This is a genomic window from Mucilaginibacter sp. 5C4, assembly GCF_034345625.1.
GTDB lineage: Bacteria > Bacteroidota > Bacteroidia > Sphingobacteriales > Sphingobacteriaceae > Mucilaginibacter > Mucilaginibacter aurantiaciroseus.
Window position 1 is genome coordinate 1,061,494 of the sequence record NZ_CP133775.1, and the last position, 19,351, is coordinate 1,080,844.

Below are 19,351 nucleotides of genomic sequence, written 5' to 3' on the forward strand. Positions count from 1 at the left end.
GGAACAGGTGAGTGGGGCGATGGTTTTGATTAAACAAAAAAAGCGACAGTCATTAACCCGTCGCTTTCAGTATTGTAAAGTAAGAATTTCTTACATCGCCTTTTTAATACTATCCTGTTTGGCTTTCTCCTTTTTCTTAAAGAAACCTTTTAACAAAAAGTTATGCTGAACAGCTTCCAGGTCATCATTTAGTTTGATAGAACTTTGCTGCAGGTAATTGATGGTGCTTTGTACTTTAACGGCCGCTTTGGGGTCGTTTAAAAGTACACCAAGGGCGTTGTCTGTCGTGTTAAGTTTGTTGCTGGCCTTGTTCAAGTTATCCGTTAAAATGCTGGCATTATCCGCGGCTTCTTTTAAACGGATAACAGATCCACGAATTTTGTTGAAGGTAATTGTGTCAGTTAACAGGTTATCGGCAAAGCCCCCTTTGGTGTTCATCTTATTGCTGAAGTTATTTAGCTGAGATGACATATTCGCCGCGTTTTGGGTGGCAGCCTGTAAATTGCGCATGGTTTGTTTTAACTGGTTGCCCATGGTGCTATCGGCCAGTAAAGTGCCTACAGTGCCCTTTCCGGCCAGTATCTGTTTGCTTAATTGTTTAAAATCAGTAGTGATAGCCAGCAAGTTCTGGTTGTTTTGCTGCAGGGTTTTCAGCACATCATCGGTAGATAACAACTTCTCTGACTGTAGCACAGCACCATCCTGTATAGGAGGTGCCTGCGGCGAACCACCGTCAATAACGATGATCTTGTTACCTATTAAACCATCGCTGCTGATACGTACACCTGCATTACGGTGAATGTACTGCTGCGTGCTCGATTCGATACTCATGATCACATCAACCTGCGACGGGCCGGTGAAATGGATGTTTTTGATGGTACCCACCTTTACGCCCGAGAACCAAACGTTATTCCCTTTTTTTAAACCTGCAACATCGCTAAATATCGAGCTGATGGTTATGCTTTTAACAAAACTTTTTTGCTGGCCGCCAAGGGTAAGCACGCCTATTACAAACACGGCCACGCCGAGCAGTACAAACACGCCCACTGTTATTGATCTTTTATTTTCTGCTGCATCCATTATATAGGGTACTAATATCTATTGTATAAAATTATAATCGTAAAAAGGGGTAACGCGCGGGTCGGTAGTTTTAAATACCTCATCAAAAGTGCCCACACGTTGAAACTGTCCGTCAAGTAGCATCGCTACACGGTCGCCGGTCATTTTGGCGCAGGTAAGGTCATGCGTGATGATGATCGACGATGTATTATAGCGCTGCTGAACCTCGTTTATCAGTTCGTTAATTTCGATACAGGTAATTGGGTCCAGGCCGGCGGTTGGCTCGTCATAAAGCATTATTTCGGGGTTAAGGATAAGCGTACGGGCAATACCTATACGTTTACGCTGCCCGCCCGATAGCTCTGACGGCATTTGATTAATAGTTTGCGAAAGGCCTACGGCCTCTAATACTTCGGCTACGTTTTTATCAATTTCGGGCCGGGTGATGCCCTTGCGGTTACGCACCAGCGGGAATTCCAGGTTCTTACGAACCGTCATACTATCGTACAGGGCACTATTTTGGAAAGAGAAACCAATGTGGATACGAAGTTCTTCAAGATCGCGTTCGCTAATGTTGGTTACCTCTTTGCCCAAAACTTCTATCGTACCCGCATCAGGCGTTAACAATCCGGATATTAGCTTAATTAATACCGATTTACCCGTCCCGGAACGACCTAAAACCACTAAATTTTCGCCCTGAGAAAGGTCAAGGTCGATACCACGGAGCACGTCATAATCCGCGAAAGATTTTTCAACCCCGCGCAGCTTAATTACTTCGTTAGTCTTATCAATATTTGCCTTTTGCTTTTCCATAATTTAGCGGAACCATCCGGCTATCTGTACAATTAAAACTTCCTCAATAAACACCAAAAACATGGCGGTAACTACCGCGCCGTTTGCCGCTTTACCAACACCCTCGGTGCCTTTAGTAGAATTATAACCCTGGTAACATCCCACAATACCAATGGTAAAACCAAATACTATGGCCTTGATAAGTGATGCCCAAAAATCAATAAAAGTTAAAGGCTCAAAAGCCTGCTCCATAAAGATGGCGTAACTGGTGCCCTCGTTTTGGCTAACGTTTAAGTAACCACCTAAAAGCGCTATAAACGCGGTGTAAGTTGCCAGCAATGGTATGGTGATAGTGGTAGCGATAACCCGCGTACAAACTAAAAATTTGAAAGGTTTTGTGCCCGATACTTCCATGGCATCTATCTGCTCGGTAACACGCATCGAGCCAAGCTCGGCACCAATGCTTGAGCCAACCTTACCTGCAGCTATAAGCGCGGTAACCAGTGGTGCAAGGGCTTTCATGATAGCGATGGATACCAGCGACGGTAACCACGACTCGGCACCAAAGTTGGTTAACGACGGGCGGCTTTGTTTGGTAAAAATAACCCCCACAATAAAACCGGTAAGTGTAATCAGCGTGAAGGACCTTACACCGGTTTCATAACATTGTTTTACAATCTCTTTAAACTCGTAAGGTGGTAAAAAAACCTCTTTAAAAAAGCGCAGGATAAATGCATATACCCTGTGCAGCATTAAAAAAAATTCTGTCAGTTTACTCCGCGTTTTTGTAAAACGTTTTGGTGCAGGTTTTAAAGATGTATCTACGCTATCCATTAATGTGGCAAAGGTATAACTTATGTAAGATATAGATACTTGAAAGCCCCAATTTCTTTTAAAAGATATTTAGCTAAATGTAATAATTATCTAAAATACACAATAATAACCGGCTGCAAAACCACCGCTATAATTAATACAAATAAAATTCGAAAAGGTGCAGGTTTAATAATTTGTGCTACTTTAGGGCATCTGATATCAGCATGAAAACCATTTACCGTTACGCCATTATCATCATCTTATTAACCCGTGGTACATCAGTTACGGCACAATTATATAACCCTTGCGATAAGCAGGCCACATACGAAACCAAACAACTGTATTATAGTATGCAGCGATTGGTAGGAGCGGGCACCATCTTCGGCCACCATGATGATACCGCTTACGGCATAGGCTGGTGTTACGAGGAGGGACGGTCTGATGTTAAAGATGTTACCGGATCATACCCCGCTATGTACGGCTGGGACCTCGCTAAAATAGAACACGACAGCACACGCGATATTAACGGGATGCTTTTTAAAGAGCAAAAAAAGATGGTGCGCGAGGCATATGATCGCGGCGGCATCAATACTTTTTGCTGGCATATGGATAACCCAACCAATGGCAAAACCGCCTGGGATACCACGAACCGTACCATTAAAGATATTTTACCCGGCGGCGCATACCACGATGTATATGTGAGGTGGCTGGAGAAAGGGGCAAACTATTTAGCCGGTTTAAAAGGCGGGAGCGGTGAGCAAATCCCTATCCTGTTCCGCCCGTTTCATGAGCTTACGGGCAGTTGGTTTTGGTGGTGCGCCAATACCAGCACTCCCGGGGAATTTAAGGAGTTATGGCGTTTCACCATTGATTATATGCGTAACACCAAAAAGCTGCATAACCTGCTCATTGTGTATTCGGCGGCGGATTTTGACAGCGAAGCCGATTTTATGCTGCGATACCCGGGTGATACTTATACAGATTTTGTTGGCTTTGATAATTACTGTTATAAAAACGTAGCCGAGTACCAGCAAAAACTGGACGAGCGCATGGGCATAGTAGACGCCGTTGCTGCCAAAACACATAAGCTTGCCTGCCTGCCCGAAACCGGTTACGAGCAAATACCACAGGCCGACTGGTGGACAAAAGTGCTTTTGCCAACCCTTGCCAAACACAAAATATCCTACGTAATGGCATGGCGTAACGGCCGGCCCGATCATTATTTTGTGCCATACCCCGGCCAGGTGAGCGAGCAGGACTTTAAGAAATTTTATGCCGATCCACGCATGATATTTGAGAACAGGCTGGCGCGTTTAGGGGTTTATGGGCGATATGTATCTGCACCGTAGCGTTCAATCGGTAAAAACTTAATTCAACACGGCCTGTTCTATAAGCAAATTATAATATTATGAATGCTTATCAGCAAAAGTGGTTGGATGTATTGCAGGGCGCAGGCCTTAAAGACTGGAAAATAGAAGCCCGTTGCGAAGACATCGCTATAGATATGCCCCACATTACCGACTTAAAATTGATTCGTGACAATCTGCCGTCAACCTTAGGTGCTATATCGCTGGATATTAATTTGCCGCACGAACGGATCAAGTTCATCTTCCATAACGGATACGAGAATTTCGAATATGTGCTTAACCCGAATGAAGGAGATCTGACAGAAGAGTAATTAAATTTTCGCCTTGGTAGCAAATAGGGTTACGCAAATACCCATGGCTGCTATGAGGGTAAAGGATGCCCTTAAAGTAGCTATCCCGGCCACAAAACCTATCAACGGCGGGCCAACTAAAAAACCTGCAAACCCAATGGTTGATACGGCTGCCAGTGCCACCCCCGGCGACATGGTTTTAGATTTGCCTGCCGCGCTGTAAACCAACGGCACAACAGATGATACACCGAACCCTACCAATAAAAAACCGAATATTGCCGAGTACATATAAGGGAATGCCACGGCGGTAAGTAAGCCGGTGGCGGTAAGCATGCCGCTTATTTGTAAAGTGCGTTTAAGGCCAAAGCGGTGTGCGAATTTATCGGCTACAAAGCGGCCGGTAGCCATGGTAAACATGAAGGCTGTATACCCGGCACCCATTGACGCATTTTGGGCAAGCACTACTTTTTTAAAGAAAATAACGCTCCAGTCGAACATCGCGCCTTCGCATATCATCGAACAAAAAGCGATGATACCTAATTTTATCAGCGAGTTATCGGGCATTACAAACACCGGCCCGGCGCTTGTTGGCTTGTCGTTTTTAAGGTAGCGCGACGTAAAAATCACCACTACGATCACCAGCACCATTATCATGCTAAAATGCTTGAACGGGATAACCTGTTTGCCTATCATAAAGGTGCCTATGACAGCCCCTGTAAAGCCGGCCAAACTCCATAAACCATGGAACGATGCAAGTATTGGGCGCTGGTATAACTCCTCGGCAGCTACGGCCTGAGTATTAACAGCTATGTTTACCGCGTTGCTGGAGAAACCGAATAACAGCAAGCATGCGATCAGTTGAACGGTATTTTGCGCGATGCCTAAAGAAACTAACGAAAGGCTGTAAACCACCAATGCACTGATCAGCAACTTACGGCTGCCTATGCGGGTAATTACCCAGCCCGAGAATGGGAGCGAACACATTAAACCAACCGGAAGCGCAAATAAAACACCGCCAAGCCCGGCATCGCTCAAATTAAGATCCTGTTGAATAGTAGCTATACGCGATGCCCAGCTTGCAAAGCAAATGCCGGTCATAAAAAACATGGCTCCTACCGCAATACGCAGGGTGGTTCTTGAAAAATGGTAAGATGGGGCTACTGCTTCCAAAAGTAAAATTTAAACTTTGTGTATTTATTACACTAAGGTGCAAAGTTACTATCTATAATTTATATTATTGAAAATAATAGGGATAAACAGCTGTCAACAAAAAACAAGGTTACATTTTAATGCTGAACGATCCCGAAATATCTTTTTTGATCTGATTGGTTAAATTTGTTACGCTTCCCGTAAAAGTTCCCTTTACTGTTCCTTTTAAGCCGTTATTAGTAGTATTTATCTCGGTAAATGTAACTTTGCCATCGCCAAAAGAAGTACCTAATACTATTACATCGGCGTCAAACGAACCTGCAACGGTAGTTCTTGCTGATAAAGAGAATGCACTGGCTGCATCTGTACCTCCGCCAATTTGCGTACTTCCATTCGGCGGTAGCTGGGAAGCATTAATCACCTGGAAAAATGCTGTTGTAAGGGTGGTAGATTTGCCATCAACGGTGTATGTAATAGTACTGCCGTTTGATATACCGCCGTTGTTAGAGCCAGTTCCTGTTCCTGTTCCAGTACCAGTATTTGTTTTGCCGATAGTTGAGATGGTCCCCTCCGGGTAAACAACCGGATCTACCTTACACCCACCAATTGCTAATGCCGAAAATATAACTAATAATAGTTTTGAGTAGAGTTTATTCATGTAGTGTTTATTGAATTAATCAGGGTATATATATAATATATATTTCGCGCTGATTAATATACTGCCTCAATTAATTTACACTTATACGGCTGATTAGCACATAGGTTAAGATTTGCTGCAAATAAATTTATTTGCTTAGCAATCGCCATCCGGGCCGCAGGTTGGGCCTTCAATAACATCCAGTTTTGGTTTGCTTTGCTCATCGTTCCATTCTGCAAACGCTTTTTCTAATGTTTGGGTAAATACCGGAACCGCCTGCGCGCCAGATACGCCGTATTTATTATTCATCACAAAAAACGGTACACCCTGTATGCCTAAATACTGCGCTTCGGCTACGTCATGCTTAACATCATCTATAAAAGCATCGGTACCAAGGGTTTGTTTTACCTCATCGGGGTTAAGGCCGATAGCAGAGCCCAATTCTGCAAGGGTGTCTGTATCGTCCACATTTTTGCCTTCGGTAAAGTATGCTTTAAATAAGGCTTCTTCGGCAGCATCGCCAAGGTTATACTTTTTGGCAAGATGGGTAAAGCGATGGGCTTTTAAGCTGTTGGCAACAACGGCATTGTCCATATGATAAGTGAGGCCAACTTCGGCAGCCATCTCGGTTACGTGGTTGTTCATTTGTTGTGCATACTCCAATGTCCAGCCTTTAGCATCGGCAAGGTATTGGTTAATGTTTACCGATGGGTTGGTTACCATATCCGGGTTAAGCTGAAAGCTTTTCCATTCTATCTCCACTTCCCCTTTATGCGCGAATTGTTGCAGGGCATCTTCAAAACGGCGTTTGCCTATGTAACAGAATGGGCACATTACATCACTCCAGATCTCGATCTTCATTTTTATTGAATTTTTATAAAGTTACAATGATGCAGGAAACTTAGCGTAAGTGTAAAGTAAAAAACCCGGGCACTAAGCAAAATTATAGCGCCCGGGCTTAGTCTTTAAAGATGATGCTTATTTCCCCGTTGTATCCCGCTCCACCAAATCCATTCCGCATTTACTGCAGGTGCCTGGCTTGTTTGATGTTATCTCGGGGTGCATGGTGCAATAGTATTTTCCTTTTGGTTTGGCAGATTCGGTTGCCTTGGCATCTTTTGTTGCCGGTGAATTACAGGCTGCAAAGCTCAATGTGGCTACAGCTAAAATGATGATGTATCTTCTCATAATTATTTGTTTTTAAGGAACACGGCAAAGCCGAATCCTGATATGACGAATACACCCAGCGCGGCAAGCATGCTTACTATGTCGCGGATGTTTTTGCCGGCCCAGCTCATGCCGAAATACTTGTGTAAAAATATAAAAGAAAACCCTTCGGCGCGGTCAATACCCGCTACTTTGGTAGCCAATTGCGATGTGGTGGTTTCGATATACCAGTTCTCGCCGTTAGGGTAGGCCACTTTTTGTACCGGCAGGCGTTTGTTGATAAAGCCATATTCGTTATCAAACTGACGGGTCTGCGTTATTGTGCTTTTGCCTTTTACTTTTATCTGTGGCTTGCCTGCGCGGTAAAAATTGCTCAGGTAATTGGCGTAGATCGCATCACCATCCGCCAGTTGTTTGCCGCTTGAGGTATTAAAATAGCTGACATTCTTTTTAAGATCGGCCACCTGATAATAGGTGCTATCTGCATATTTAATTAGGCCAATTGTTTTGATGCTATCTACGGGCAATTGCAGGTTAGTGAAAGACAACTCTTTTGTTTCGATCATTTGGCTATACGATTTACCCTGCGGTTTAATATTATGCAACTTCACAATTAAGTGGAATGCCGCGCTGATGATAAACGTGAACATCACGAACGAAACAATAAGCCCAAGCTGCCTGTGAAAGCGATGTACAAAGCGGGTCTCCGGGCGTTTATCGGCTTTGCGGTTTTGTTTGATGGTCTTGAATTTCTTCCAAAAGAAACCATAAACGGTTAGTCCGGTTAATATCGATAAAAACATAATGCTCACAATTACCAGTAACACCACAATTCGGAATTGCTCGCCGCCAATTGCTTCTAAAAACTGCCAGGTGTGTAGCTGCTCAAAAACGCTAAGCATCGCCTTGCGGGTATTGTTGTTGAACGTACCCATTCGGCTTTGCGCTGTTTCCACGTAAACGTCCATACCGTTTGCCCGGTCGAAGGCTATTTTCCAAACGGGCAGTAGGTGGTTTATGGGCTGGTAATGCGCGTCAAAGGTTTTTTGCAGGGTGATGCTTTTTACTTTTGATGTGCTATCCTGCGTAAAATAGCGCGCAAGATAGGTAGCGTATTGCTTATCGCCGTCATTCACTAAAGTACCGTTGGTAGCTGAGTAGTAGTTCGTGATGCTATCCTTCCCCAGTACCTGGTAGTAAGCCTGCTTATTAAAACTGATTAACCCAAAATTGATGAATTGGCTGATCGCGTTCTTATCCAGCACCTGTTTAATGGTTAGTGTGAGCTTAATAATCTGCCCCGGCTTGTAAACTTCCCTTGCAATAGTCGGCCTGAACCAGTTGGACATGAACGGGTGCAACAGGCCGCTCAGCGTCCACATCATAACAGGGATAAGGGCTGTTAAGCCCAGTATCCGATGCCATTTATAAAAGTTTTGTTTTGCTGTTGCCATGGTTAGTGTTTTGCAAATGAATAGCTGATACCTAATGTATAAACCCTTGGTGGCGCAGCGTTGTACGTATCGCCGTACTGGTTGCTGGTTACCGTTGTGGCGTAAAGCTTATTAGTAACATTTAATACATTAAACCAGATGCCCGCGCCTTTAAGCACGCCGCTTTTTACATCAAACCCGGTACGGAAGTTAAAGATGTCATATCCCGAATAGGTTTTGGTGTTTGCCGGATTTGTAAAGTATGACGCAATATGCTGCCACTCGCCCGCTATCCTGAAACCGTTGATGTAAGCGGGCTTGTAAGTAAGCTCGGAGTTGGCTATCCAGCTTGGTGCGTTATTCATGCGGTTGCCATTGTAAACGGTAACTGTGCTTGCACCCGTGCTAAAGTTGGTTGAAACTTCATTGTAATCTACATAAGTATGCCTGGCATTGGTACCGCTAAACCTGAAACCCAACTCGCTAACCGGCGCGTAGGCTACCGAATACTCTATACCACGATGGCGTGTTGCACCAGCGTTTTGGTTTTGAGTGGTATTATCTGGCAGTAATTGGTTAATGATCTCGTTACGGCCTTCCAGATCATACACGGTTACCTCTACATACATTTTCTTGTTTAATAATGCTAACCAGCCACCTGCTTCATAGTTATTAAAGGTAGCTTGTTTTAGCGGGGTGAGCTGGCGGGCGCTATATAAGTCGCCGGTTTCCGGCGGCTGGAAACCTACGCTGTAGTTGGCGTATAAACCTTTATTGTTGCCAAGGTTATAGGTTAGGCCAAGTTTTGGCGCTACGATGTTAAAATCATTGATTTCCTGTTGTTTGTATTTGGTGCTGCCCGCGGCGATGCCATTGGTGAAGTTGTAGTGGATGCGGTCGTAACGCAGGCCCATCACAATGCGCAAAGGCTCGGCAGGTTTAATCTCGTACTGGGCGTAGGCCGCAGTGTTAAACAACTTAATGTGGTAGTTATCGATGTAATTCCCGGTAGGGGTATAGCCGGTATAAAAGTTGTTAGCCACGTCTTTCTGAATATTTAAAAACTTGGCGTAATAGCTGCTCGGGCTGTTATCGGCATAAACTCCCAAAATCAATTTCGAGTGTAAAAAATCAAAATCTTGGCGGTGTTGCGCCAACAAACCAAGGCTATGAAAGCTTTGGTCGTTCTCCTGCCCGTTAGAACTTAGGTAATTACCCGCATTGTCCCGCACATCAGATATAAAATAGCTTGGCAATTGCGCGGTAGAGTTGTTGCGGTAAAACAAGGTTAAAAAGCTGCTACTTTGCGCGTTCCAGGTATGCTCCAGTTTGGTATTGGCCCTAAACGCCTTTACTTTACGATAGGTAAAACGCTGGTTAGCGCCATACGTCCTGCTGTAAAATTTTGCGCTATCTAAGCTGCCCGGTGTTTGTGTGTTCAGGTAATTATAGGCTACAGATGTGGTCAATCGCGTAGCGGCATCAAAATCGTAAGTGGTTTTAAAGTTGCCCGAGTATTTGTCAAAATCGCTGTAATCCCGCCAGCCGTTGCGCAGTTTGGCTACGTAACCGCCAACGTACAGGCCAAATTTGCCTGCGCTAAAACCACCATCGGCATCAACCCTGCGGTAGTGGTGATTATCGCCTTGCACAGATACATTGCCGGCGTAACCCGCTGGTGGGCCCTGTGTAATAAAGTTAATGGCACCACCAATAGCATTACTGCCATATAGTGATGACGCGGGGCCTTTGATCACCTCAATATCGCGTACGCCACTCATGTTGATCTCGTAAAGCGAGTTGTGGTTAAAGATCCCGGTAGGGCGAATGGGCAAACCATCTTCCATATATAAATACAAAGCGTTGTAAGTAATAGGCTGGCGGATGGCCATGGTATGCTGCTCGTTCCCAAGATCTACCATGTATACACCTGTTACTTTGTTAAGCAACTGGTAAAGCGCGGTTGCCTTGGTATCATGAATTTGGGTAGCGTTTATTTTGCTGATGGCGATAGGTGCATCCTGCCTGGCCTGGCGTTCGCGGCTGGCAGATACAACTACTTGCTGCAGATCAATCGTAGAAGGCTCTAAGGCGATCTCGATAGATGCAGCGCCGGTTAAAGTGTAAAGCTTATCATTAAAACCTACCATTTTAAAGCGAAGGTTTTTGATGCTTTCGTTTGTTAGAGTAAACTTGCCTTTGGCATTTGTGGTGGTGAGCAGGTTGCCGTTATCGGCATCGCTTACCATTACGCCCTGCACGGCTTCGTGTGTGCGGGCATCGGTAACGGTAGCTGTTAGTTTGTTTTGGCCAAAGCATAAGGCAGGCGCAAAACACAACAGGATATATAGTAGTGTAGATATTTTCATAAAAACGTGTATGGTGTCCCAAATGCACCGGGACATAAATAATTTACAGCGCATGCAAAGGCATAGCAGATAAGGGCCGCGAAGCCGGTATCAAAACTGTATGAATAAGAATGGTGTTTTTATGCGAGCCGTGGAGGCTGGAAGATGTTTGCCGGTTGCTGCGGCAGTTGGAACCTGTAGTTGGGAACTTTGGTTACCGATAATAAAACCGAGTAAAACTTAACCTGAGCAGGCTGATTGTAACTGGCCTCCTGGAACAGGTTTTTTTGTGCCTGCCTGTCTTCGGTGTTCTGCTTTTCTTCGGCTTGCTTTACTTTTTTCATGAAGTAACACTTGCCGTTGCAATGCAGCTGCGGTTTATTACGGTTCTCACAAAGTTTCGTCGCGATGTAGTTCCTGTTCAGCTCAAAACCCGCGTAGATAAAAAAACGGGAGAAGTTGGCCGATACCAGGGATACAATTAATAAGTATGCGGTTAAACGGTGTAACATGCGGCGCAAAGGTAAGCGTTGTTAATTATGTACCAAGCCTGTTATTTACATTACGCTAAAAAACCCCGCCGGGTTGGGCGGGGGTTTTTATTATTTTAAGAGGTGGGTGTTATTTTACGCGTTTTAGCACAAAGTGCAATTGGTCCGCATTGATAGTAAGGTTCATGCCAACCGAATCTGCATATACTTTACCTTTGTGTGGTACATCAAGGCCGTTAACGTTTACGCTAAAGCTAAACTCGTCGCCTTTTATTTTACCATCTTCAATATTTACATCACCCTGTGGCGACTGTGCTGTACCGGTCAGTTTTTCGCCGGCAACTTTAAAATCGTATGTAACCGGGAAGGTGTTACCATCACTCATGGTTAAATTACCTGTCCATTTACCGGTAAGGTCGGCAAAAACCGCTGCTGCCATACAGATCATAAAGCAGCATGATAATAGGGCTGTAGTAAAGATCTTTCTTTTCATTTTGGTTGTGAATTTATAGTCCTAAATATAACGCTTTTATATAAAAGTAATGTCTGCCAAATATTAATTCTAAATAATCAAAAGTTTAAAATGAAAATAGCGGGGCATGCACCATATCGTCCCGCCACCTGCCGTACCACGGCAAACAAGATGCAATAAAAATAGCTATGTAGTATCCCGCTATACCACACAGCTATTATAAAAATCAGGCTGTTACGGTTAAAGTGTTATCAACCACGTTAACGGTATACTTTTTAAGCGCGGTTGCAGCCGGCCCTTGTATCACGGCGCCTGTAGTACTAAACTCGCTGCCATGGTTAGGGCAAATAAACAGGCCCTGGGCGTTGTTATAGTTAATGCTTGTGCCCTCGTGCGTACAGGAAACCTGTACTGCTGTAAAAGCGCTTGCCGCTGCGCCGGCCGCTAAGCGGACCAGTACTACCCCGTTAGATACTTTGGAACTGCCTACGCTCTGCAACTCGCTATTTAGGTCAACGGAGAATAAGTTGCCATTACCGCCTGTTGGCGGGTTATTACCGCCATTGCCCGGCGTGGGGTCGCTTACTTTAGAGCCTCAGCCTACTATACTACAGCCGGTACAAACCGCAGCTACACCTATACCTAATTTTGCTAAAAATTCGTGCCTTTCCATAGTTTTAAAAGTTAGTTTGATTTATGTTTTTTATTAAAATCGAAAATGCGGGAAATGGTAAACCCTAAGCGAAACTGGCCTTTGCTCCAGCTGGATTGGGTATTGGTTACGTAGTTAAATTCGGAGATGGCCTCTGCATTGGTAAAGTTAATGGTGAACACGTGGCCACCGGTCTCAATCTCGATACCCACACCTAATCCATCATAAAATTTGGGGTTCACGCTGTTATCCCTGAAGTTGGAGAAGGGGTGCACGTAATCTAAAACGATCCCCATGCGCTTGCTGAATTTTAAACGGCCCGCTGCAGATAGGGCAAAAACGTTTTGCGTGTTACCTGCCAAAAACGGATAGGGCAAATTGGTACGCACAAATATTGGCGATACCTGTAAGGATAATGCTGATGAAAACTTGCGAGCTATAACGGCCTGTGCCAGGTAATTGAACCGGTTGCTGTAAACATCAAAAACATTGGTATTTACGTGGTAAGGTTTAAGCGCGGTTTTACCAATCAGCGTAACGGCAACGGGTACGCTGTTATCTGTTTTTTGATGCAGTATGTTGTACTTTAAACTAAGCTCTATCAGTTGCTCGGATTTGCTGCGGCCAAAATCTATGTTCAGGTTATCGGTAAGGCCATATTCAAAGCCAATGTAGATATCTGAAGAATTATCCAGCCCCCAAAGGGCTTTGCCGCCGCCTGCCGCGCCGCCAATGTCACCAAAGCGATGGATCACCAAAAAATTAAGTTCTTTCTTTTTAACCGTTTCGGTAGTTTGCGACAGGATGAGGCGCGTGGCCTTAAAGGTTGCTATAACCGGCTCGCCTTTTTGTGGCGCGCTCAGGGTTTTCATGAGCGAATCGGTGCTGTTGGTAGTCGCTGTTGAATCGGTTTTGGTTTGTGCTTTTATAAAGCCTGCTGTACTTAACAGCGCGATAATTAAGAGGGACCTTTTCATGATAATGGTTGTGTTGAGGGTTTGCTATTTGTAAGGCGCGTATGCCGCTGTTACTTTTATTTTGATGGTTTCGGCAATGTTTTGGAACACCAGTTTTGGGATATCTATCTTATGATCTTTACAAGCAACCATAAACTCCGAACTAAGACTTACGGCACCGTTTGTTACTGTTATAGTCCCCGGGATGGTGCGGCTTTGTTTTACGCCATGCGCTTCGAAAATACCGGCGGCGGTTACGGGGTAGCTTCCATCCTTGCTTAGGTCGGGTTTGCTTGTAAGCCTACCTTTAAAACTTGCTTGCGGATATTTATCGCTTTCCATATAGTTTTCGTTGAAATGGTCCTGCATCAGGGCCTTATCAAACTTAAATGAGCCGATGGGTAAGCTAAAGGCTACATCGCCGGTGGCGGTATTTAGTACCGATGTTCCCCTGTTGCTGCGGGCATCGATATCCTCTATAGGTGCCTTTGAATAAAGCGTTACAACCGCGTTTTTACAGATATAGATATCCCGCCCCGCCCGGTTTGTTGCAAACCAAACGAGTAATATTACTCCAATATATTTCATGTTTTTCTTAAGGTTTTAGTCCCGTATTAATGTTCCACGTTACCCCCACAGCAACCCCTGCCGATTTTAGATTTACCTGCCCGTAGCCAATGCCCGTGAGCGGTACTTTAAAGTATGGCTGTACACCCACCCCAAATTTTGAACTTATTTCGCGCTGATAAGTGACATTCAGGTTTAGGATGCCCATAATGTGTTTGTTTTTATTACGTATGTTGAAGCCGGCTGGCCCATCCGGGTAAGCACCTGCATAGTTATAGGTGTAATTTTCGCGCAGCATAAAGTATGACGACAGGCCCGTGCCCAGGCTAAACTTGTTGCGGCCATTGTTAAAAAGCTGGTACCCAACATTTATCGGGATATCTAACACTATACAGCTTGCGGTAACGCTTACCGGGTTGGTGTTAAACTTGTAGGCCGTTGCATAATTTGCAAAATCTGTCATGTAAGGCTTATCAGCATAAACCGCCCCCGTGGTAATGCTCCATTTGCGGGATACGCCCATGGTTAGCATCAGCCCAAAATTGCTGCCCACCTTAGTTTGTGTAAAACCTTTGGCACTATTCACATCCGGCGAAGCAATAAAACTAACCGCGAATGTTGGCCTGAATGCGTAAGCTGCCGGCCCAGATTTGCCGCCTGATCTCGAAGGTTTTTTGTTCGGTTTAATATCATCCACTACCGAGATCAACGGAGGCCGTTTTTGGGTGATAATGGTATCTTTTTTGGTGCTGTTTGCTGCTATTACGGCGGCTTTATCGGTTATGATGGTGTCAATATAAGCTTTGTTGTTATTTGCAATTACCGGTGCGCTTTTATCGGTAATAATGGTATCCACTTTGGCTATGCCGCGTTGGTTTACATCAGTAATTATCGTATCCTTTTTATAGCCGGATGGTGTATTAGGTACGTAGCTAAAACCGGTAATATTACGGCCGCCCGGTACAGCAGATAAGGTGAAGAACGACTTACTTTTACGGTTCAATTGGTTTGCACTCATCGCACTACTATCATTTGCCGAAAGCGTATTACTTTTGAGATCTGCCAGTTGCTGCACGGGCAGGCCGTATTTACCGGAATCCTTTTGTACAGATTGTGATTTTTTCACCGCCTGTTGTGTGTTTTTATCGGGTTTTGAGGCAGGGTTTATGTATAACCAGCCAATTATTAATGCCAGCATAGCCGCTATGGTACCGGCCAGCACCAATAAATTAAATACAATGCCCCTTGGTTTTTTGCCATAAAGCATTTCCTCCATATCGTCCCAGTCTTCCTCCCGGTATTGCGCATTGTCGCCCGGCTCGCTTAGGCCGCGGCTAAACAATTTATCAATACTATCTTCTTTTTCCTCTTTCATCTTTTGGTTACGTTGTTTATAAAAGATATGGATAGGTTGGGGGTGTTTTTGTGGTTAAGTAGTACTATGTTATCGTTTGCTTGTTTACTTGCTGTGCCGGGCATTTTATTGCTGTTGGCTATCATTATTTTTAATTTCTCGCGCGCCTTGTGCAGGTTTGATTTTGAGGTGCCCGTGCTGATATTCAGCATGGTGCCTATCTCTTCGTGCGTGTAACCCTCAATGGCAAATAAGTTAAATATGGTACGGTATGCACGAGGTAACTGACTTATCATATCCAGTAATTCGTTATAATTTAAATTCCTGTCGGCAAACTCGGTATCGTTAACGTGTTCGGCTTTGTCCAGCTCTTCGGTGTATGCAATCTTCAGGTTAGAGCGGTAATAATCTATGGATGTATTAACCATAATGCGCCCTAACCATGCCTTAAAGGGCTTAGTTAGATCATACTTCACTAAGTTTTTAAATACTTTATAAAACCCCTGGTTCATGATCTCCGAAGCCTCGTACCGGTTGTTGGCGTACCTTAAACAGATGCCTATAGCAAAGCCATAAAAAGCCTTATACAAAAGCTTTTGACATAGCCTGTCATCCTTTAAACAGCCTTTTACCAGTTGATGTAATTCTTCTTCGCCCATATTTGGGAATCCTGTTTGCCTTAAATTATTACCTTATCTGCATACATCACGATGGATATTGCCTAAAGGTTGCCGCGAGGTAAGAAAAAATTTGAATTAATTTATTTGATAGAAATGTAGTGATAATTATTCGGAGTTGAAAATGCCTTTAACACGCTAACAGCTAAGTGATACTTTAATTAGCTATATTTAGGTAATGAAAAAGCTGATATACCTATTGATCCTGCTTGCGGCGTGTAAAAGCCCGGAAAAGAAAGTTGCCGCGGTTGAAAAAGATACCGTGCAAAAGGCAAAACCCGCGGATACCACTTTTTTATTGAGAGAGGTTAAAAAGGATCTTTATCATGCGGTTTATATAGAAAAAGACCGCAATGCGAGCCAATACAAATGGCTGTTAGGTTTCAAGTATGACCATAACGACAGCATAAATTATAACGAAACCTATAAGATATTAAAGGTTAAGCATGGTAAGCCACTTAAAAAATATGACCTTGCCGGCTTGCCAAAGCAATGGGTACCGTTAAATTTATATAAGGGCAAATATTACCTATATGCACCCGGCGATGGCGGCAATACACGGATCCGGGCAATTACGGATAGCACTATAATATACTACGATATGGATGGGCCTACCGTACAGACCTTGCTCGATTTTAAAAAATTAAAAGCGAATAAATACTTTTTAAAATCGCCGCCATTTTACCAGTTCGTAAGATCATCAAATGTTACCATATATATTATAGATCCCAAAAACATGGTTACGGTTTGGGAGGACACATCGCTGCCGTTTGATTACCGCTATACCCTATACGTAGCGAAAGAACATGCCGCCAAATTTGATATGGTAGTCAATTACAGCAAAATGGATAAAATGCCGGAGTTTGATTTTGATAAGATCAATTATAAAAAGCTTATCAAAGGCCTATAATCTCGGCGTTATTAGTTCCGGTGTTCACGTTTGATGTGTTAAATAAAAAACACAAATATCTGATTATCAGAATAATAAACAATTATTATGGTGTTCACACCGCGAACGTGAACACTCGACTATGAATTAATTTCCTGCTATTTTATAATAATATATAGGCGCGTAAATACCCTCACTGGTAGTATAATAACCTTTGCCATCACGCGTAAAAGCTATAGCTTCACCTTGTTTTTCCTGTTTGTAAACCAGTTCTTTCGGAGTAGTTTTTAATGCCTGCCAAATGGGTTGGTTAGCCTGGCGCTGCCAGTAATAAACTTTCTCGTAGCTTTTTACCAGAATCTGTTTACCATCGGCAGTTACATCTGCAGCGGTTATCCATTTAAAAGGCTTTATCCCGCTGAAGAATAACCTGCCCCTAAAGGTTAAGGTAATGGTATCATTGGCTTTGTAAGTTAACGGCGATGTATAAACGCCCACACTATCGCCACGCTTGGTGATGATGTACAGTAGCTTTTCAATAGGATCAATGGTTATTGCCTCGGCATCCTTGGCGCCATCCGGGTATTTCAGGTTGAGTGGCACGGGCACGGTGTGTGCAAGGCTGTCGGTTCCCCAGGTCTTGCGCTCTTCGGCGCGGTAAACGGTTATGAATTTTCTTACTGCGCTATTATCACCAATATCCCCAATATACACATAGCTTTTGCCTTTTAAGGGGCCTGGGCCAACGGCAATGTCTTCACAATCGCGCACGCCAAGGCGCTCTTTTTTATCGCCGGTAAAATAAATGGTGGTTTTTAGTTTGCCATCGGCAGTAATGGCGAAGAAACGGCTGGTGTCTCCGCTATCGTTATGGGCATAATAAATATCTGGGTTTATGGCTGATGCTGCCAGTCCCGATGTTTCATCCATTTCTTTTGAGAACAGATGGCTTTCGGGCAGGTGCTTGTTATCAATTAAACGGTGTTTGGCAAATGCCGCTATAAACAGCAGGCACAATACCGGGATAAATATTTTTAACGCTTTACTTTTAATCATAACTAAGCTAATCATAACTAAGCTAATCATAACTAAGCCTATAAAACAAAAAACGACCCATATTATTATGGGCCGTTTTATTTATGCTTTTAAATTGACACTTAAGAGTTTTGCGGGGTTAAAGCGGGCTCTTTGCCAAAACTCATTTCCGCATCTGGTTTAGATACATCGGTAATGGCAACCTTACCACGCTCGCGGCGCAAGATCCTGTTGAATAACGAGATCTCCCTGTCAAACAAAAACTGGAAGAATAGCTTGGTCCAAGAGGTGTGGTAGTACAAGGTATCGTAGTATTCTGGCGCGGTTTTCTTTATCTCCGGAAGCTTATTCCATGGGATAGAAGGGAAATCGTGGTGCTCATTATGGAAGCCTACGTTAAATGCTACCGCATTAAAGTTACCATAGTAGCTGTAAGTTTCCTGCTCAACATTATGAGTTAAGTAGTGCTCCTGGATCCAGCGGGCGCCAAGCGGGTGCAAGCCAACCGAGAATGAGAAGCTCAATAGCAAAAATGCTAAGGCATGCCAGCCCATAAAGTAATAAATAAGGCCTGTAAATACGGCCTGTATTATCAAGTTGGTTAGAATCCAGCCGTCAAACGGGTGGATCTCGCGTAAACGTGATAAACGGAATAACTGGAACACCGGAAAGAACAATAACCAAAGTGCTTTACCAAAAAATGAGTTGCTGATCAATCTTGCTTCCCAACGGTTTGGCAGATCGGCATCAAGCTCGTGCACACCCTGGAAAGAGTGGTGTTTGATGTGGTATTTTTCGAACGATATAGCGCTTGGTAATATTTGCGGCAAATTGGCAAACATAGATGCCCAACGGTTAGCGTTACGGTTTTTAAATAACAATTGGTGGGTACATTCGTGAATCATCACAAATAGCGCGTGGTCTGCAAATGCGCCTAATAAATAAGCTGCGCCAAATACCAACCACCACGATTGATCGCGAAGGAACCATGCCAATACAACCTGGAATGCTACCAGGCCAATGATCGCCCAAATAGTTTTTGGGTTTTTCCCTATTAAGTTCCTTAGCTGCGGAAACTGCTTTAGTATCTTTTTTGTACGTATGCGGTGTGGTTCCGATTCCTGGGAATAAACAAAATCAGTTTTCTTCATATTAACATTAAAACGATGAAGATAAGAATAACGTGCCACAAAAATAATTTTC

General features: G+C 43.8%; 21 protein-coding genes. 3 read left to right on the forward strand and 18 right to left on the reverse strand.

Annotated features, from left to right (window positions below):
• Positions 1 to 90 precede the first annotated feature (90 nt).
• Genes RHM67_RS04870 through RHM67_RS04880 form a run of 3 tightly spaced genes read right to left on the reverse strand, consistent with a single transcriptional unit; the run spans position 91 to position 2,604 of the window.
• Positions 91 to 1,080, reverse strand: coding sequence for an MlaD family protein (locus RHM67_RS04870; RefSeq protein ID WP_322231000.1), 990 nt, complete (start codon positions 1,078 to 1,080; stop codon positions 91 to 93).
• An 18-nt stretch (positions 1,081 to 1,098) separates the two neighbouring features.
• A complete protein-coding gene (locus RHM67_RS04875) occupies positions 1,099 to 1,872 on the reverse strand; it encodes an ABC transporter ATP-binding protein (protein WP_322231002.1) in 774 nt (257 codons plus the stop codon).
• A gap of 3 nt (positions 1,873 to 1,875) precedes the next feature.
• Positions 1,876 to 2,604: an ABC transporter permease gene (locus tag RHM67_RS04880; RefSeq protein ID WP_322232172.1), complete on the reverse strand. Its 729-nt coding sequence runs from the start codon at positions 2,602 to 2,604 to the stop codon at positions 1,876 to 1,878.
• A 284-nt stretch (positions 2,605 to 2,888) separates the two neighbouring features.
• On the opposite strand from RHM67_RS04880, the gene RHM67_RS04885 reads away from it, so the two are divergent.
• Entirely contained in the window at positions 2,889 to 4,013 is a 1,125-nt protein-coding gene (locus RHM67_RS04885; protein ID WP_322231003.1) for a glycoside hydrolase family 26 protein, read from the forward strand.
• A 59-nt stretch (positions 4,014 to 4,072) separates the two neighbouring features.
• A complete protein-coding gene (locus RHM67_RS04890; protein WP_322231005.1) occupies positions 4,073 to 4,342 on the forward strand; it encodes a hypothetical protein in 270 nt (89 codons plus the stop codon).
• On the opposite strand, the gene RHM67_RS04895 is transcribed toward RHM67_RS04890, so the two are convergent.
• The 13 genes from RHM67_RS04895 to RHM67_RS04955 all read right to left on the reverse strand — a co-directional run bounded on the left by RHM67_RS04895 (position 4,343) and on the right by RHM67_RS04955 (position 16,206).
• A complete protein-coding gene (locus RHM67_RS04895; protein ID WP_322231007.1) occupies positions 4,343 to 5,491 on the reverse strand; it encodes an MFS transporter in 1,149 nt (382 codons plus the stop codon). It abuts the gene before it with no gap.
• A gap of 109 nt (positions 5,492 to 5,600) precedes the next feature.
• A complete protein-coding gene (locus RHM67_RS04900; protein WP_322231009.1) occupies positions 5,601 to 6,128 on the reverse strand; it encodes a hypothetical protein in 528 nt (175 codons plus the stop codon).
• A 135-nt stretch (positions 6,129 to 6,263) separates the two neighbouring features.
• Positions 6,264 to 6,968, reverse strand: a complete 705-nt coding sequence (locus RHM67_RS04905) for a DsbA family oxidoreductase (RefSeq protein ID WP_322231011.1) — start codon at positions 6,966 to 6,968, stop codon at positions 6,264 to 6,266.
• A 117-nt stretch (positions 6,969 to 7,085) separates the two neighbouring features.
• Entirely contained in the window at positions 7,086 to 7,295 is a 210-nt protein-coding gene (locus tag RHM67_RS04910) for a heavy metal-binding domain-containing protein (protein ID WP_322231012.1), read from the reverse strand.
• Positions 7,296 to 7,297: 2 nt separating this feature from the next.
• Positions 7,298 to 8,728 (reverse strand): PepSY domain-containing protein, encoded by a 1,431-nt coding sequence (locus RHM67_RS04915; RefSeq protein ID WP_322231013.1) that lies wholly within the window; start codon positions 8,726 to 8,728, stop codon positions 7,298 to 7,300.
• A 2-nt stretch (positions 8,729 to 8,730) separates the two neighbouring features.
• Positions 8,731 to 11,076 carry a TonB-dependent receptor gene (locus RHM67_RS04920; protein ID WP_322231015.1) on the reverse strand — a complete coding sequence of 782 codons (2,346 nt, stop codon included), beginning with the start codon at positions 11,074 to 11,076 and terminating at the stop codon, positions 8,731 to 8,733.
• Positions 11,077 to 11,195: 119 nt separating this feature from the next.
• Positions 11,196 to 11,567, reverse strand: a complete 372-nt coding sequence (locus RHM67_RS04925) for a hypothetical protein (RefSeq protein WP_322231017.1) — start codon at positions 11,565 to 11,567, stop codon at positions 11,196 to 11,198.
• A 109-nt stretch (positions 11,568 to 11,676) separates the two neighbouring features.
• The gene (locus RHM67_RS04930) at positions 11,677 to 12,039 is read right to left on the reverse strand and encodes a hypothetical protein (RefSeq protein WP_322231019.1); all 363 of its coding nucleotides are present in this window, start codon (positions 12,037 to 12,039) and stop codon (positions 11,677 to 11,679) included.
• A 205-nt stretch (positions 12,040 to 12,244) separates the two neighbouring features.
• Positions 12,245 to 12,517: a ubiquinol-cytochrome c reductase iron-sulfur subunit gene (locus tag RHM67_RS04935; RefSeq protein ID WP_322231021.1), complete on the reverse strand. Its 273-nt coding sequence runs from the start codon at positions 12,515 to 12,517 to the stop codon at positions 12,245 to 12,247.
• A gap of 185 nt (positions 12,518 to 12,702) precedes the next feature.
• Entirely contained in the window at positions 12,703 to 13,647 is a 945-nt protein-coding gene (locus RHM67_RS04940) for a DUF5777 family beta-barrel protein (RefSeq protein WP_322231022.1), read from the reverse strand.
• Between the two features lie 24 nt (positions 13,648 to 13,671).
• A complete protein-coding gene (locus RHM67_RS04945) occupies positions 13,672 to 14,214 on the reverse strand; it encodes a YceI family protein (RefSeq protein WP_322231023.1) in 543 nt (180 codons plus the stop codon).
• A 7-nt stretch (positions 14,215 to 14,221) separates the two neighbouring features.
• Complete coding sequence (locus RHM67_RS04950; RefSeq protein WP_322231024.1) at positions 14,222 to 15,568, reverse strand: hypothetical protein; 1,347 nt, start codon at positions 15,566 to 15,568, stop codon at positions 14,222 to 14,224.
• Entirely contained in the window at positions 15,565 to 16,206 is a 642-nt protein-coding gene (locus tag RHM67_RS04955; RefSeq protein ID WP_322231025.1) for a sigma-70 family RNA polymerase sigma factor, read from the reverse strand. The genes RHM67_RS04950 and RHM67_RS04955 overlap by 4 nt, the downstream gene beginning before the upstream one ends.
• Before the next feature lie 196 nt (positions 16,207 to 16,402).
• On the opposite strand from RHM67_RS04955, the gene RHM67_RS04960 reads away from it, so the two are divergent.
• Entirely contained in the window at positions 16,403 to 17,134 is a 732-nt protein-coding gene (locus RHM67_RS04960) for a hypothetical protein (RefSeq protein ID WP_322231026.1), read from the forward strand.
• Positions 17,135 to 17,260: 126 nt separating this feature from the next.
• Here RHM67_RS04960 and RHM67_RS04965 read toward each other — a convergent pair whose 3' ends face one another.
• Both RHM67_RS04965 and RHM67_RS04970 read right to left on the reverse strand, forming a co-directional pair.
• Complete coding sequence (locus tag RHM67_RS04965) at positions 17,261 to 18,169, reverse strand: hypothetical protein (RefSeq protein WP_322231027.1); 909 nt, start codon at positions 18,167 to 18,169, stop codon at positions 17,261 to 17,263.
• 101 nt (positions 18,170 to 18,270) lie between these two features.
• Positions 18,271 to 19,299, reverse strand: a complete 1,029-nt coding sequence (locus tag RHM67_RS04970) for a fatty acid desaturase (protein ID WP_322231028.1) — start codon at positions 19,297 to 19,299, stop codon at positions 18,271 to 18,273.
• Positions 19,300 to 19,351: the final 52 nt, after the last annotated feature.

Excerpts from the sequence above, each read along its gene's own strand:
- RHM67_RS04870 (WP_322231000.1), bottom strand. The coding sequence starts at position 1,080 with ATGGATGCAGCAGAAAATAAAAGATCAATAACAGTGGGCGTGTTTGTA.
- RHM67_RS04940 (WP_322231022.1), bottom strand. The coding sequence starts at position 13,647 with ATGAAAAGGTCCCTCTTAATTATCGCGCTGTTAAGTACAGCAGGCTTT.
- RHM67_RS04920 (WP_322231015.1), bottom strand. The coding sequence starts at position 11,076 with ATGAAAATATCTACACTACTATATATCCTGTTGTGTTTTGCGCCTGCC.
- RHM67_RS04965 (WP_322231027.1), bottom strand. The coding sequence starts at position 18,169 with ATGATTAAAAGTAAAGCGTTAAAAATATTTATCCCGGTATTGTGCCTG.
- RHM67_RS04945 (WP_322231023.1), bottom strand. The coding sequence starts at position 14,214 with ATGAAATATATTGGAGTAATATTACTCGTTTGGTTTGCAACAAACCGG.
- RHM67_RS04905 (WP_322231011.1), bottom strand. The coding sequence starts at position 6,968 with ATGAAGATCGAGATCTGGAGTGATGTAATGTGCCCATTCTGTTACATA.
- RHM67_RS04950 (WP_322231024.1), bottom strand. The coding sequence starts at position 15,568 with ATGAAAGAGGAAAAAGAAGATAGTATTGATAAATTGTTTAGCCGCGGC.
- RHM67_RS04930 (WP_322231019.1), bottom strand. The coding sequence starts at position 12,039 with ATGAAAAGAAAGATCTTTACTACAGCCCTATTATCATGCTGCTTTATG.
- RHM67_RS04910 (WP_322231012.1), bottom strand. The coding sequence starts at position 7,295 with ATGAGAAGATACATCATCATTTTAGCTGTAGCCACATTGAGCTTTGCA.
- RHM67_RS04955 (WP_322231025.1), bottom strand. The coding sequence starts at position 16,206 with ATGGGCGAAGAAGAATTACATCAACTGGTAAAAGGCTGTTTAAAGGAT.
- RHM67_RS04885 (WP_322231003.1), top strand. The coding sequence starts at position 2,889 with ATGAAAACCATTTACCGTTACGCCATTATCATCATCTTATTAACCCGT.
- RHM67_RS04875 (WP_322231002.1), bottom strand. The coding sequence starts at position 1,872 with ATGGAAAAGCAAAAGGCAAATATTGATAAGACTAACGAAGTAATTAAG.
- RHM67_RS04960 (WP_322231026.1), top strand. The coding sequence starts at position 16,403 with ATGAAAAAGCTGATATACCTATTGATCCTGCTTGCGGCGTGTAAAAGC.
- RHM67_RS04915 (WP_322231013.1), bottom strand. The coding sequence starts at position 8,728 with ATGGCAACAGCAAAACAAAACTTTTATAAATGGCATCGGATACTGGGC.
- RHM67_RS04970 (WP_322231028.1), bottom strand. The coding sequence starts at position 19,299 with ATGAAGAAAACTGATTTTGTTTATTCCCAGGAATCGGAACCACACCGC.
- RHM67_RS04925 (WP_322231017.1), bottom strand. The coding sequence starts at position 11,567 with ATGTTACACCGTTTAACCGCATACTTATTAATTGTATCCCTGGTATCG.
- RHM67_RS04890 (WP_322231005.1), top strand. The coding sequence starts at position 4,073 with ATGAATGCTTATCAGCAAAAGTGGTTGGATGTATTGCAGGGCGCAGGC.
- RHM67_RS04900 (WP_322231009.1), bottom strand. The coding sequence starts at position 6,128 with ATGAATAAACTCTACTCAAAACTATTATTAGTTATATTTTCGGCATTA.
- RHM67_RS04880 (WP_322232172.1), bottom strand. The coding sequence starts at position 2,604 with ATGCTGCACAGGGTATATGCATTTATCCTGCGCTTTTTTAAAGAGGTT.